At 52.7% G+C, this 13,791-nt stretch carries 9 protein-coding genes; 6 read left to right on the top strand and 3 right to left on the bottom strand.

The window, feature by feature from the left end; all coding sequences use genetic code 11:
- The first annotated feature begins 10 nt into the window (after positions 1–10).
- From ACLD9W_RS07845 to ACLD9W_RS07830, 4 genes are all read left to right on the top strand, one after another.
- A complete protein-coding gene (locus tag ACLD9W_RS07845) occupies positions 11–415 on the top strand; it encodes a hypothetical protein (RefSeq protein ID WP_410841505.1) in 405 nt (134 codons plus the stop codon).
- 267 nt (positions 416–682) lie between these two features.
- Positions 683–2,389, top strand: coding sequence for a flotillin family protein (locus tag ACLD9W_RS07840; protein WP_410841504.1), 1,707 nt, complete (start codon positions 683–685; stop codon positions 2,387–2,389).
- A 342-nt stretch (positions 2,390–2,731) separates the two neighbouring features.
- A complete protein-coding gene (locus tag ACLD9W_RS07835) occupies positions 2,732–3,082 on the top strand; it encodes a DUF485 domain-containing protein (protein WP_410841503.1) in 351 nt (116 codons plus the stop codon).
- Positions 3,079–4,761, top strand: a complete 1,683-nt coding sequence (locus tag ACLD9W_RS07830; protein WP_410841502.1) for a cation acetate symporter — start codon at positions 3,079–3,081, stop codon at positions 4,759–4,761. Before ACLD9W_RS07835 ends, ACLD9W_RS07830 begins: the two co-directional genes overlap by 4 nt.
- Before the next feature lie 83 nt (positions 4,762–4,844).
- On the opposite strand, the gene pepN is transcribed toward ACLD9W_RS07830, so the two are convergent.
- The 3 genes from pepN to ACLD9W_RS07815 form a co-directional block, all read right to left on the bottom strand.
- Entirely contained in the window at positions 4,845–7,466 is a 2,622-nt protein-coding gene (gene pepN, locus ACLD9W_RS07825; protein WP_410841501.1) for an aminopeptidase N, read from the bottom strand.
- A 153-nt stretch (positions 7,467–7,619) separates the two neighbouring features.
- Positions 7,620–8,516 carry an EamA family transporter gene (locus tag ACLD9W_RS07820; protein ID WP_410841500.1) on the bottom strand — a complete coding sequence of 299 codons (897 nt, stop codon included), beginning with the start codon at positions 8,514–8,516 and terminating at the stop codon, positions 7,620–7,622.
- Between the two features lie 243 nt (positions 8,517–8,759).
- A complete protein-coding gene (locus ACLD9W_RS07815) occupies positions 8,760–9,635 on the bottom strand; it encodes a LysR substrate-binding domain-containing protein (RefSeq protein ID WP_410841499.1) in 876 nt (291 codons plus the stop codon).
- 283 nt (positions 9,636–9,918) lie between these two features.
- On the opposite strand from ACLD9W_RS07815, the gene ACLD9W_RS07810 reads away from it, so the two are divergent.
- Positions 9,919–11,796 carry a hypothetical protein gene (locus ACLD9W_RS07810; protein ID WP_410841498.1) on the top strand — a complete coding sequence of 626 codons (1,878 nt, stop codon included), beginning with the start codon at positions 9,919–9,921 and terminating at the stop codon, positions 11,794–11,796.
- Positions 11,793–13,472 carry a DUF7017 domain-containing protein gene (locus ACLD9W_RS07805; protein WP_410841497.1) on the top strand — a complete coding sequence of 560 codons (1,680 nt, stop codon included), beginning with the start codon at positions 11,793–11,795 and terminating at the stop codon, positions 13,470–13,472. Before ACLD9W_RS07810 ends, ACLD9W_RS07805 begins: the two co-directional genes overlap by 4 nt.
- Positions 13,473–13,791: the final 319 nt, after the last annotated feature.

The raw sequence follows: 13,791 nt of genomic DNA, 5'->3' as shown, positions 1-13,791 counted from the left end.
GCAAACAATAATGGGCAAACAACGTAAAAAATCGCGCTACCGCCAAAACCGCAACAGACAGCGATTCGATTCGGTATCTTGGGCCGGCCTCGGCAGGCAACCGCAGGCAGGAGTGCGGCGCGAAGGCAGACGAACGGTATTTGCCACCTCTTTTTGGGGCACGCTGTTTATGCCTTTAGTAACGGGGCTGCTATTGGTCTTTATCGCGTTGTTGGTTTTCCTTGCCGTCAGCGGATTTTTGCCGACGGTGCACGATTGGGCGGCAAAAGCGGTGGCGTGTGTGTTTTTGCTCTACGGCCTGAAACGCTCGGAAGGCTGGTGGTTCGGCTTGACCTGCCGCCGTTTTGCCTCCATCGGCGGCGGGGAATTGGTGCTGTACGGTGCATTCGGCCGCACGCGTTTCAGCCGTCCTTAGGCCGTCTGAAAATATAGGCCGCCTTAATGTAAATCCAGATAAAAATACCCATACCGTCATTCCTGCGCAGGCGGGAATCCAGAGGTTTAGAATTGTGGCAATCTTTGAATATTTCCTTGGAATCCCGAAGTCTGGATTCCCACTTGCGCGGGAATGACGATGCAGGTATTTCTATTTGAATCCACTGTATTTGTTTGATTTTCTCCAAACCTGTTTCAGGCAGCAGGAAGCCGTCTGAAAAAAACCTTCTCCAAGAAAGGAAAACCCATGAACTTAGTTTCCATCGGCATCATCGCCGGCGTCATACTCGTCGCGCTGTTCGTACTCGGCCTCATCCTCACCCGCCTGTACCGCCGCGCCAGCAAAGAAGTCTCCTTCGTCCGTACCGGCTTCGGCGGCGAAAAAGTCATCATGAACGGCGGAGCGATGGTGCTGCCCGTGCTGCACGAAATCATCCCCGTCAACATGAACACATTGCGTCTCGAAGTGCGCCGCGCGGCGCAGCAGGCGTTGATTACCCGCGACCGGATGCGCGTCGATGTGATGGCGGAATTTTACGTCCGCGTCAAACCCAGCGCCGAGAGCATTGCCACCGCCGCGCAAACGCTGGGTATGAAAACCATGTCGCCCGACGAATTGAAAGACCTCGTCGAAGGTAAATTCGTCGATGCCCTGCGCGCCGTTGCCGCCGAAATGGCGATGGAAGAGCTGCACGAAAAACGTGTTGATTTCGTTCAGAAAGTGCAACAAGTCGTGAGCGAAGACTTGTTTAAAAACGGCCTCGAACTCGAAACCGTCTCCCTGACCGGCCTCGACCAGACCAGCTTTGAGTTTTTTAACCCGCAAAATGCGTTTGACGCGGAAGGTCTGACCAAACTGACCGAAACCATCGAAGGCCGCCGCAAAAAACGTAACGAAATCGAACAAGACACCGATTTGGCGATTAAAACCAAAAACCTCGAAGCCGAGCAGCAACGCCTGAAAATCTCGCGCGAAGAAGAATACGCCAAACTCGAACAAGAACGCGAAATCGCCGTGCGCCGCGCCGAGCAGGAAGCCAGCATCGCCGAGCAGGAAGCGCAGAAAAAACGTGAAGCGGAAGAAGCCAAAATCGCTGCCGAACGCGAAGTGGATTTGAAACGCATCGCCGCCGAACGCGACATTAAAAACGAAGACATCCGCAAGGCGCAGGCCGTGGAGCAGGCCGAAGTCGAGCGGCGCAAAGCCATCGAGCTGGCCGAGCAGGACAGAGCGATTGCCGTCGCCGAAAAATCCCGCGCCGAATCGGAAGCCAAAGCCGAAGCCGACAAAGCCCGCGCCGCCGCCGTGCGCGAGGAAGAAAGCGTGATTACCGTGCGCGAAACCGAGCGCGCCGAGCGTGCCAAAGCGGTGGAACTGATTGCCGCCGCCGAAACCGCCCAGCGCGAAGCCATCGCCGTAACCGTGGCCGCCGAGGCAGAAAAACAGGCGGCGCAGGATAAAGCCGAAGCGCTGCGCATTGCCGCCGAGGCCGAAGCCGAGCAGTCCCGCCTGAAAGCCAAGGGCGAAGCCGACGCCAAAGTGCTGCTGGCGCAGGCGCAGGAGCAGCAGTACAAGGTTGATGCAGAGGGCAAACGCGCGGTAAACGAAGCGGCCAACGTGTTGAGCGTGGAGCAAATCGAGATGCAAATCCGCCTCGCGCTGCTGAAACACCTGCCCGACATCATCCGCGAATCCGTGCGCCCGATGGAAAACATCGACGGCATCAAAATTCTGCAGGTCAACGGCCTGGGTGGCGCGCTTGGCGCGGCGGGCGAGGGCGTTTCAGACGGCCAAACCCAAGGCAGCCTCGCCGACCAAATGGTTAACAGTGCATTGCGCTACCGCAGCCAAGCCCCGCTGGTTGACGGCCTGTTGAAAGAACTCGGCCTCAACGGCAGCGACATCAACGGCCTGACCCAAGGCTTGGACAAAGGCGTGGGCAAAGCGGAGTAAGGCCGTCCAAACTGAAACCGCATGCAAAACCCGACGGGGGAAACCCATCGGGTTTTTGGCCGTCTGAAAGGTTTGTTTCCATCTTTCAGACGGCCTTTTGCCTGCCCGCTTTTCGTTTTTTAACAAAAACGGCGGCGGAATGGCGAGGCCTGTTTTGCGGAAATAAAAATGAAATCAAAAAGATATTTATAAGGTATTTGTGCGGCGGATGCAGGGCATCAGAAAAAAAAATTAGCCTGCGGCGGGTGTGCTTGTTTATAAACCGCGCATGTCGGGACACGGGGCTTTCAGACGGCCTCCCCGACCAAACCATCCGAAAACCGATAAAAGAGGAGTAAACCGATGAGTAAAGCGCAAACTAGAAACCATGCTGCGGAAAAGGAACGGGCAAAGCGGGTGCTGGCGCATCCGGCTTTCCGCTCGATGGCGCGGCAGAAGGCCTGGCTGGGCTGGAGTTTTTCCGCGATTGTGTTCGCGGTGTATGTGGCCTATATCTGGATAATCGGCACGTCGCCGCAAACGCTGGCGGCGAAGGTGAATCCGGGGGAGGTTACGACCTGGGGCATCTGGATCGGGATGTTTGTGATTGTGTTTTCTTTCCTGATTACGCTGGTTTATGTGTGGCTGGCCAACGGCAAATTTGAGGAGATGACGCAAAAAGCGGTGCGGGAAACGCAAGAAGGAGAAAAATGATGGGAAAACATAAGTTTCTGTTTGCCGCGTGGGCGGCGGGTTTTTCAGGCTGCCTGTGGGCGGATGCGTTTACCGGCGAGGTGGAAAAGCAGGCGACCAATTGGACGGCTGTGGTGATGTTCTTTATTTTCGTCGGCGCGACGCTGTGGATTACCAAGTGGGCGGCGAAGAAAAACCGTTCCACCCAGGATTTCTACACCGCCGGCGGCGGCATCACCGGCTTTCAAAACGGGCTGGCGATTGCGGGCGATTTTATGTCTGCCGCGTCGTTTTTGGGCATTTCGGCGATGGTGTTCACCACCGGCTACGACGGCCTGATTTATTCGACGGGCTTTCTGGTCGGCTGGCCGCTGGTGCTGTTTTTGGTGGCGGAGCGGCTGCGCAACTTGGGGCAGTTTACCTTTGCCGATGTGGCGGCCTACCGCCTGAAACAGACGCCGGTGCGCCTGTTTGCGGCTTCCGGTTCGCTGTTGGTGGTGATGCTGTATCTGATTGCGCAGGTGGTGGGCGCGGGCAAGCTGATTCAGCTTTTGTTCGGCATGAATTATTTGTCGGCGGTATTGATTGTCGGTGCGCTGATGGTGGCCTATGTGTTGTTCGGCGGCATGCTGGCGACCACTTGGGTACAGATGATTAAAGCGGTTTTGCTGCTGGGCGGCGCAACGTTTATGTCGTTTATGGTGCTGTATGCCAGCGGTTTCAGCATGGAGACAATGTTCCAAAAAGCGGTTGATACCCACACGCTCGGCGAGGCGATACTCGCGCCCGGTGGCCTGGTGAAAAACCCGATCGACGCGCTCTCGCTCGGCCTGGCGCTGATGTTCGGTACCGCCGGTCTGCCGCATATCCTGATGCGCTTTTTCACCGTGCCCGACGCCCGCGAGGCGCGCAAATCGGTGGTCGTCGCCACCGGCTTTATCGGCTATTTCTACCTGCTCACCTTTATCATCGGCTTTGGCGCGATTATCTTCCTGACCAATAATCCCGAGTTTTTCAAAGCCGTAGTCAAAGACGGCAAAACCGTTTACGAAATGATCGGCGGCACCAATATGGCGGCGGTGCATTTGTCGGCAGCCGTCGGCGGCAACCTGCTGTTGGGCTTTATTTCCGCCGTTGCCTTCGCCACCATTTTGGCGGTGGTGGCCGGACTGACCCTGTCGGGCGCATCGGCGGTGAGCCACGACATTTATTCGTCGGTGATCCGCAAAGGGCGGGCGCAGCCGAAAGAAGAAATGCGCGTCTCCCGCGCCGCCACTTTGGGCTTGGGCGTGCTGGCCATCGTCTTCGGCATTGCCTTTGAAAACCAAAACGTCGCCTTTATGGTCGGTCTCGCCTTTGCCGTTGCCGCGTCTGCCAACTTCCCCGTGCTGATGTTGAGCATGTTCTGGAAAGGGTTGACCACGCGCGGCGCCGTCGCCGGCGGTTTTGCCGGACTGATCGGCGCGCTGGTGCTTATCGTGCTCGGCCCCACCGTGTGGGTGAGCGTGCTGCACAACGAAAGCGCCATCTTCCCCTACGGCAACCCCGCCCTGTTCACCATCCCGCTCGCTTTTATCGTATCGTGGATTGTGTCGGTGCTCGACAAGTCCGAGCAGGCCGCGCAGGACAAAGCCGGTTTCGACGCCCAGTATGTGCGCTCGATGACAGGTATCGGCGCGGCGGAAGCGTCGGATCACTAAATTTCGCGCAACAGAGAAAGCAGCCTTTGCGGGCTGCTTTTTTTGTTTTCAGACGGCCTTTTGCACGGCAGGGCTTCTGCGCCTTATTTGTCCAAACTCAAACGGATTTTGCCGACGATTTCGCCGGTTTCCGACGACAGGTTTGCCACGGCGGCGATGCGTTCGAGTTCGCCGCGCATCAGAGCCTGACGGGCGGGTTCGAGGCGGCGGCAGATGTTGAAGGCGCGGGCGAGGCCGGCGGCCAGCGAGGGGTTGAAGCGGTCGGCTTCGATGATTTTGTCGGCCAAAAAGCGGTAGCCCGAGCCGTCGGCGGCGTGGAAGTGCGGGATGTTGCGGGTGAAGCCGCCGATAAGGGCGCGCACTTTGTTGGGGTTTTGCGCGTTGAAGCCGGGGTGCTGCAAGGCCGTCTGAATTTGCGCGGGGGTGTCGACGCGGCGGGAGGAGGCAATCAGCGAGAAGTATTTGTCCATCACCAGCGGCTGGTCGGCGAACTTAGCGGCGAAGTTGTCGAGCAGGCTGTCGCGCAGGGGGCTGGGGTTGTGGTTGACGGCGGAAAGAATGCCCCATTCGTGGGTCATGTTTTTCGCCATGTCGGGGTAGTTTTGCGCCACCTGTTCGATATGCGCGGGGTCGGCGCGCAGGATAAAGGCGCGGCAGACGTTGCGCAGGGCGCGCCAGCCTGCGGGTTGGGGCGCGTATTCGTAGGGGTTGGGGCACTGTTCTTCCTGCGCGCGCGCTTCTTGGTTGAGGGCGGCGAACTCGTTGCGGAAGGCGGCGGCAATCAGGTCGAGCAGGGCTTCGCGGGCGTGGTGGACGCGCAGGGGGTCGATGTTTTCCATGTCCGCCCACAGCTCGGCTTCGGGCGGCACGGACAGCAGGATGGTGCGGAAGGCGGGGTCGATGTCGGCGGAGAGTACGCGGCCGACGGCTTCGAGCAGGGCGGCATGGTCGGGCAGCGGGCGGTTTTCGGCGAGGGCGTCGATGTTGGCGGCCACGGCGCGGCGGAACAGGGTTTGTCCGGCTTCCCAGCGGGCGAAGGGGTCGGGGTCGAAGGAGAGCAGCAGGCCGAGGTCGGCATCGGTGTAGGGGTAGCGCAGGTGGACGGGGGCGGAGAGGCCGCGCACGAGCGAGGGCACGGCTGCGGTATCCACGCTGCCGAGGACGAATTCTTCTTCTGCGCGGCTGACGGTTAAGACGGCCTCGGTCAGGGTTTTGCCGCCGTATGTGAAGGTCAGGGACTTGCCCGCGCTGTCGATCAGGCCGACTTTGAGCGGCATCTGCATGGGCTGTTTGTCGGCCATGTCGGGCGTGGGCGGCACGGTTTGTTTGACCGTGAGCACGAAGTTTCCGTCTTTCAGACGGCCTGTGATGTCGAGCGTCGGCGTGCCGGCCTGGCTGTACCAGAGGGCGAACTGCTCGAAATCGAAGCCGTTGGCATCGGCCATTGCGGCGCGGAAATCATCGCAGGTAACAGCCTGGCCGTCGTGGCGTTGGAAATAGAGCTTCATGCCTTTTTGGAAGCCTTCTTCGCCGAGGAAGGTGTGATACATGCGCACCACTTCCGCGCCTTTTTCATAGACGGTCATGGTGTAGAAGTTGTTCATGTCCTCATAGCTGGCGGGGCGCACGGGATGCGCCATGGGGCCGGCGTCTTCGGGAAACTGGAAGGCGCGCAGACGGGAGACGTTTTCGATGCGGCGCACGGCGCGGGAGGCGCGGTCGGCGGAAAACTCCTGGTCGCGGAACACCGTCAGCCCCTCTTTGAGCGAGAGCTGGAACCAGTCGCGGCAGGTCACGCGGTTGCCCGTCCAGTTGTGGAAATACTCGTGGGCAATCACGGCTTCGACGCGCTCGAAGTCGGCGTCGGTGGCGGTGCGGCTGTCGGCCAAAACGCAGGCGGTGTTGAAAATGTTCAAGCCCTTGTTTTCCATCGCGCCCATGTTGAAGTCGCCCACGGCCACGACCATGTAGATGTCCAAATCGTATTCGAGGCCGAAGCGGGTTTCGTCCCACTTCATCGCGTGTTTCAGTGACTCGATGCCGAAGCGCACCTTGCCCGCGTCTTCCTTGCGGGTGAAAAATTCGATGGCCACGTCGCGGCCGCTGCGGGTGGTGAAACGGTCGGCCGTGCACACCAAATCGCCCGCAACCAGGGCGAAAAGATAGCTCGGTTTTTTAAACGGATCCTGCCATTTCGCCCAATGGCGGCCGTCTGCAAGCTCGCCGCCGTCGGTTTTGTTGCCGTTGGACAGCAGCACGGGATAGCGTTTTTTATCGGCGACAATGGTGGTGGTAAACGCCGCCATCACATCGGGGCGGTCGGGATAGAAAGTGATTTTGCGGAAGCCCTCAGGCTCGCATTGGGTGTAAAGGTTGCCGCCGCTTTCATACAGACCCATCAGCGTTTTGTTTTCAGACGGCCGCACGCGGGTAACGGTTTCCACGGTGAAATCCCCCGCAGGCGGCGCGGCGACGGTGAGCTTTTCGTTTTCGAGAACATAGGCGGCATCCGCGCCGTTGATTTTGAAGGAAACGAGTTCGGCCGAGCCGTCGAGCACCAGCGGCGCACCCGCGCGTTCGGTGTGCACGGACAGGCGGGCGGTGATTTCGGTGTAATCGTTGCCGATGTCGAAGGTTAAATCGGTTTGCGAAACGGAATGGGCGGGGGCTTGGTAGTCTTTCAGATAATGGACGGTTTTGCTCATGGCGGCGGGCTCTCGTGCGTAAGTTGCAAAAAGCGCGCATTTTAGCCCTTCGGCGGCGCGGCATAAAGATTGAAGGCCGTCTGAAAGCCCGTTTTCGGGGTTTCAGACGGCCTTTCATTTGCCTTCCGCTGCCGTATCGGCTTTCAGATGGCATTATGCCTGCACGGGAGGCCGTCTGAAACTTTTCCAACCGTGTGCCGCCAGCAGGAGCAGTCCCGCCCAAATCAGGCCGTAGGTGAGGTAGGACGAGGGCGGCACGGGCGTGTGCAGCACCAGCACGGCGGCGAGAAAGAGCAGGGCGGGTTCGACGTAGCTCAGCATGCCGAACAGGCTCACGGGCAGAAGCTGCCCCGCTTTCAGGCTGGCCGACATCGCCAGCGCGCTGAACAGCCCCAGGAGCGGCACCAACAGCCAATAGCGCGGCTCGGCGGCCACCAGCGCGGGCGTGTTTCCCTGCGCCAGCAGCCACAGGGCAAACGGCGCCAGCAGCGTCAAATCCAGCGTCAGCCCCTGCAAGGCGGGCGTTTTCATCGCCACGCGGCTGACGTAATACACGGGATAGAGGCCGCACACCCACAGCGTCGCCCACGAAAACGACCCCGCCGCCCACAATTCGTGCGCCACGCCCGCCGCCGCGCAGGCAAGGGCGGCGCTTTGCAGGCGGCTGGGCCGCTCCTTGCGCCACAGCCGCCCGACCAGCACCATCACCAGCGGAAAGAGGAAATAGCCCGTTGCCACGTTCACGCCCTCGCCGTTGACCGGCGCCCACATAAACAGCCAAAACTGGCTGCCGACGTCGGCCGTGCCGGTTAGAAACAGCAGCCGCGTTTTCCAACCGCCGCGCCACAGGCGTAGGGCAAAAGACGCCATCGCGCGCGCGCCGACGGCGTAAAGCGCCATCAGCCACAGCCCCGCCGCCATCGCGGGCATCCGCAGCGCGAACACGCCGGTGCCGTTTATCGGCCGCATCCAGTGGCTGAACAGGTAAAGCACGGCAAACAGGATTTGCGAAAGCAGGCACAGGGCAACGCCTTTGGCCAAGGGGGTCATGGGGTTTCCTTGCGGTTGGGAAAAGAGGCGGATTATAGGCTGTCTGAAAGCAGGAGGCCGTCTGAACATGGATTCAGACGGCCTTTATCAATCGGATGGCAAACCCGGGATGTTTTGCCTTTGCGTAGGCCGGATTCCCGAATCCGACATTTTCCCGCAAGGGAAAACCCGCGCCGTTTCAGGCTGCTTGCCGGTTTGAAAAACGTCGGATACCAGTATCCGGCCTATGCGCTGCAAACCCGGCTATTCCGCCCACCTCCCCCGCAAAAACCCCACAAACGCCCGCACGTTCGCCGTCAGCAGGCGCGTGGCGGTGAGCGCGTGGACGGGCGTCGGTTCGCTTTGCCAGTCGGGCAATACGGCTTTCAGACGGCCTTGCGCCATGTCTTCGCGCACCAAAATTTCAGGCAGCAGCGCGATGCCCAAGCCCGCCGCCGCCATTTGGCGGATCATGCCCGGGCTGTTGGCGCCGAAGCGGCTTTCAGGCTGCACCGTGGCGCGGGTGTCGCCGTTGTGCAGCGTCCATGTTGCACCGTCTGTACCGAAGCGCAGGCATTCGTGCGCCGCCAAACCGTCGGGCGACTGCGGCTCGCCGCGCTCTGCCAGATAGCTTGGCGCGGCGTAAAGGCAGCCTGAAAACGTTGCCAGCGGCGTGGCGATGTAGTCCGAATCCGCCAGCGTGCCCGTGCGGATTGCCAAGTCAAACGGTTCGCCCACCAAATCCACCTTGCGCGGGGTTACGTCAAAATCAAGGCGCAGCAGCGGATAGCGTTCGGCAAACTCGGGCAAGAGCGGCGCAACCATCTGATACGCCAAATCCACGGGCAGCGACACGCGCAGCGCGCCTTTCACGTTTTCGCGCATATCGTCCAACGTGCCGTGCAACAGCCGCGCTTCGGTAACAATCGGCAGGGCGCGTTCCAAGTAATACGCGCCCGCGCCCGTGAGTTCCAGCCGCCGCGTGCTGCGGTTGAACAGGCGCAAACCGAGCGCGTCTTCCAGCGCGGCAATGTGGCGCGACAGGGTGGACTGCGGCATGCCGAGCTTGGCGGCGGCGCGGCTGAACCCGTTGGCTTGGGCGACTTCGACAAATAATGCTATTTCGTTTAAATAATCCATCGTTTTTCCTTTCAGGCTGCCTTGTCGCACCGTAACTGTGTTACTATTTATCTAATTTCACTGTAGTGCCAGAGTAATTAGATACAAAATAAGCAAAATTTTCAGGATAGTGAAATTATATGTTCATTTTTTATATTTTGGGTTTTTAAATAGAAACTACTGCCTATATTTATTCTAATTATAAATATTTTATTAGTATTTAATTAAATGGATATAATATATAAATATTTTGATTGATTTACAAATTGATTGTACTACCAAGTCAAATCAGGAAGTCATAAATATGCAACATTCGTTACAATATATTTTAGATTTTATCTTTAGCTCTAAGCATACATTTGCATTAACAGGTATGACAAAAACGGGGAAAACAATGTTACTGCATAAGCTTGCTGAAAATTTATCTAAAAACGGAAGAGAGTGTGTCATTTTACACCCTAATATGCGTTTAGCTGGTTCTAATGGTGAAAGTATTTATCAACATCTGTATTCATCTCCTCAAAAAACTAAAGATTTGCACACTTCGGAAATTGAAGATTTTCAATTAATAGGCAATAAGGAGACCACCTCCTCCGAAATTCTGCCATTGCGTGCGAATTTAGATTCTAAAAACTGTATTTATTTGCTAGACGATGCTCATTTGCTAAGCAATACTGCTTTTACTACACCAGATGGTAAACGATATGGCAGTGGTAAACTGTTAGATGATCTATTTCAATTCATTGATTTTTCAGGAAGTAAACGTAAAGCCATATTTTTTGGAGATCCCTATCAAATTCAGCGTGGTGATATTTTGAGTCGATGCGAAGACAGTTACGCCTTGCCGTTGCTGGACATTGATACTCCAAATCTTTTGGGATCTTTAAAAATGGCAACACATTTAGCTCATGCACTACAACAACATAGTTTTGCCTCTTTACCTTATTTTCCTGATTCGAAGTTAATTGCTCAAAAAGATAAATCCATCGCTGCTCAAGAGATTTTATCGCATTATCAAAATGATGAGCCTGTTTGGTATTTGACTGAAACACATGAACAAAGTATGCGGTTTAGCCAATGGTTGCGTTCAAAATTAGGATTGTCCAATTTTTTGTCAATTGGTGATTGGTTAGAGATTTATGTTTGGCAAGATGATGAAAATAGGACTATATATTCTGGAAATATTGAGCGTATTTCAGTTACTCAACCAACAGAAGAAATTAAGCAACCATTAAAAGGGCGTGATAAACCTATTTCATTCCAATTACAAGATATTACCTTAGCCAATAAATCAAACAACCCCGTTTTAGTGGAATTTTTGATTAATGAAAAACCTGAATTAGGTGCAGATATAGCAATTGCTGTAAAAGCTTGGAAAAACCAAAAGGAAAAAAAAGAAAAAACAGAGGTTAATCTTGCTTATGTACGCTACGGCTATGCTGCTACGGTACATCACGCACAAGGAATGGATCGCGATATTTGTTATATTAACTGTGCCCATAGTGCAGGGAAGCATTCGGAAGGTTATTTCCGTTGGCTGTATTCGGCTTTAACTGTTGCCACTGAAAAAACGATTTTGCTTAATTTCACACCAGTAACGCCTTTTGACCAAGCAATTTGGAAAATAAATAATCAAGCGGAACAAATTGCCGAACAAATTGCAATAGGAACAGGTTGGATGCTGCCTGAAAATAGTGAAACTGATTTTTCAAATAAATTGAAAGAATACCTTCATCAAATAGCCGAATGTTGTCAGTGCCGTTTGGTTCATCAATCATCACACCATTATTTGGAAAAGTATTGTGTTCAAACAGGGCAGGGAGGATTTGGTTTGCAGATTGCTTATAAAGGCAACCATCGAATTAGTAAATGGCAACATAATGCAAAAGAAGAACAATATAGTGTATTGATTAATTTGGCGGTTGAGTGCGTGGCAAAATCTCCATATACCCCCACTCAGCAAGTACTTTTTAATCATATCTGCCAAAATTTACCTGATTGGAAACCAGTTTCTGTTATTCCTGAAAATGATTACCGGCTAAGTATTGTATTAATGAAGCAGTGGCAGGAACGTATCCAATTCACCCTTAACTTTGACAAACAAGGCGTTGTATCCAGCGTGCATGTCCATGCTGTTACTGATCTTGATTTGATTGATGTAGTAAGAGAAAAGCTATCATGAATTATCAAAATCCAAGTGAGCATATTAAAGCATTACGAAAAGCGGGCAATTTTCAGGCTGCCATTGAGCGGGGCAAGGCATATATCAATGATTTTTATGTATTGATTCAAATCAATTGGGCATATTATGGTCTGATTAAGCAACAGGTTGCCGAAATTATTGCTAAACTGGAACAAGCCCCGCCTAATTACGCCAAGATCAAACAAATTTATGATACGGCACGAGAATATGCAAAACTACCTAACCGTCGGGCAGATTCGTCTTTGTCTAATATCTTGCGTGAATTAACCAAGTTATCTGCGTATTCGCCTGATTATTTGAATTTTATTTATTGGGTAGTGCGAATTGATGGTATTCAGGATGACGATTGGCAAGCTGGCGAATATCAAGGAAAGCAGTTTTCTCCTTTGGTTTGCAGTATTGCTCGGGGTTTGGCGAAATGGGTAAGTCATTTTTCTCAGCAGGCAACATCGGCAGATGTGGAACATATTATTGGATGGCTGGAGAATACCCGTTCGGTTGCAGTTGGTGATGATGTTTTATGGTTGGATTGGGATAGAGTGAAATTACTTAAACAATTGGGTAAACATCAAGAAGCTGCTCAAACTTTAGGTTATCTATTAAAAAATAAAAATAAAGAATTCTGGTTATGGCAAAAAGCAGGGCAACTCTATGCTTCAGAACAACCCGATTTAGCTAAAGCATGTTTTTGTCAGGCTCTACAATGTTGCCAAAAACCTGAATTCAGTGTGAACTTACATATTGATTTAGCACAATTATTGGCAGAACAAAATGAAACAGCTTGGGCAAACGGTGAAGTATTACAAACAAGGAATATTCGTGAACAGCATGGTTGGAAAATAGGCGATGCCTTACAAAAATTATTAGATGCAGATTGGTATTCTCCTGAGAATGCACTGTCCAATGAGGAATTAATCAAACAATATCAACAATATGCCCCTGAAGCTTTAGTTTTATGTTTTGATGATGTACAGGAATATGATGCTAATTTTGATACGGTATTTACTTTACCTTTGCCAGCAGATGCCCCAAAAAATAAGAATCCAAAAAAACTAGCAAAATTTATTTTCCGCCCTAATGAAAAAGGGAAAGCTATTTCAATTGTGGGTACAGAAACAAAAGAAGTTGCATATTTTCAGTCAGGGACACCCGTTTGCTTATTAATCGGAAAAGCAGCCAATGGACGACAAACTATTCTGCACATCAGCTCTCGTGAAAATGGTCAATTATGGGATTGTGCAGACAAACGAAATGGCGTAGTAGAGAATTTAAAAAACAATAAGATTGGGATATTTTTTAATCGTAATAGCTATGTATCAGCATCAATGGGAGCATGGCAAGGAGATTTGCCAAATATAGGCGATAACGTATTGGCTTATACGGCGTACAATCAAAAAAAAGAAACGCAAGAAATATTATTAGCACAAGCACAAATAGATGTTTTTTTGAAAAATGAAGATATAAAAATAATTTCAGGCTGCTTGAAACGTCATGAAAAAGGCTTTGCTTTTGTAGAGGATGTATTCGTTGCCCCATATCTCCTACAAGATTTTGATGATGAAAGTGAATTACAAGTAGAAATTATTGCAATTTATAGTAAAAACCCAAAAAAATCAGAATTTAGTTGGCGTGCAATTAAAATTAAAACCAAATAAATTCCAGTTCCTAAAATTGTCAAAATTATTTTGAGCTGTCTGAACGGATTCAGACGGCGTTTTTTTAGGCTGTTTTTTTATCAAAATTATTCCATATTCGGATAAATGTTATCCGTTTTACACCGTTTATCCGAATACGCATCGCGCTTATACTGGCAGCACTTTCAACCAAGCCCAAACAGGATATCTCAAATGAAACTCTTACAACCCTACGCCCTAGGGACTGTTGACATTCAATTTTTCACAGTATCATACAGATATGACCAGATATACCCTATCCGATGCCCAGTGGACAGCCATCGAACCGCTTTGTCCGGGT

Source organism: Neisseria sp. WLZKY-1, assembly GCF_046546535.1.
Classification (GTDB): domain Bacteria; phylum Pseudomonadota; class Gammaproteobacteria; order Burkholderiales; family Neisseriaceae; genus Neisseria.
The sequence above is the reverse complement of the archived record's forward strand: the minus strand, read 5'-3'. Positions and strand labels throughout refer to the sequence as shown.

Coding starts and splice junctions, on each gene's coding strand:
- ACLD9W_RS07845 (WP_410841505.1), top strand. CDS start 11: ATGGGCAAACAACGTAAAAAATCGCGCTACCGCCAAAACCGCAACAGA.
- ACLD9W_RS07840 (WP_410841504.1), top strand. CDS start 683: ATGAACTTAGTTTCCATCGGCATCATCGCCGGCGTCATACTCGTCGCG.
- ACLD9W_RS07835 (WP_410841503.1), top strand. CDS start 2,732: ATGAGTAAAGCGCAAACTAGAAACCATGCTGCGGAAAAGGAACGGGCA.
- ACLD9W_RS07830 (WP_410841502.1), top strand. CDS start 3,079: ATGATGGGAAAACATAAGTTTCTGTTTGCCGCGTGGGCGGCGGGTTTT.
- pepN (WP_410841501.1), bottom strand. CDS start 7,466: ATGAGCAAAACCGTCCATTATCTGAAAGACTACCAAGCCCCCGCCCAT.
- ACLD9W_RS07820 (WP_410841500.1), bottom strand. CDS start 8,516: ATGACCCCCTTGGCCAAAGGCGTTGCCCTGTGCCTGCTTTCGCAAATC.
- ACLD9W_RS07815 (WP_410841499.1), bottom strand. CDS start 9,635: ATGGATTATTTAAACGAAATAGCATTATTTGTCGAAGTCGCCCAAGCC.
- ACLD9W_RS07810 (WP_410841498.1), top strand. CDS start 9,919: ATGCAACATTCGTTACAATATATTTTAGATTTTATCTTTAGCTCTAAG.
- ACLD9W_RS07805 (WP_410841497.1), top strand. CDS start 11,793: ATGAATTATCAAAATCCAAGTGAGCATATTAAAGCATTACGAAAAGCG.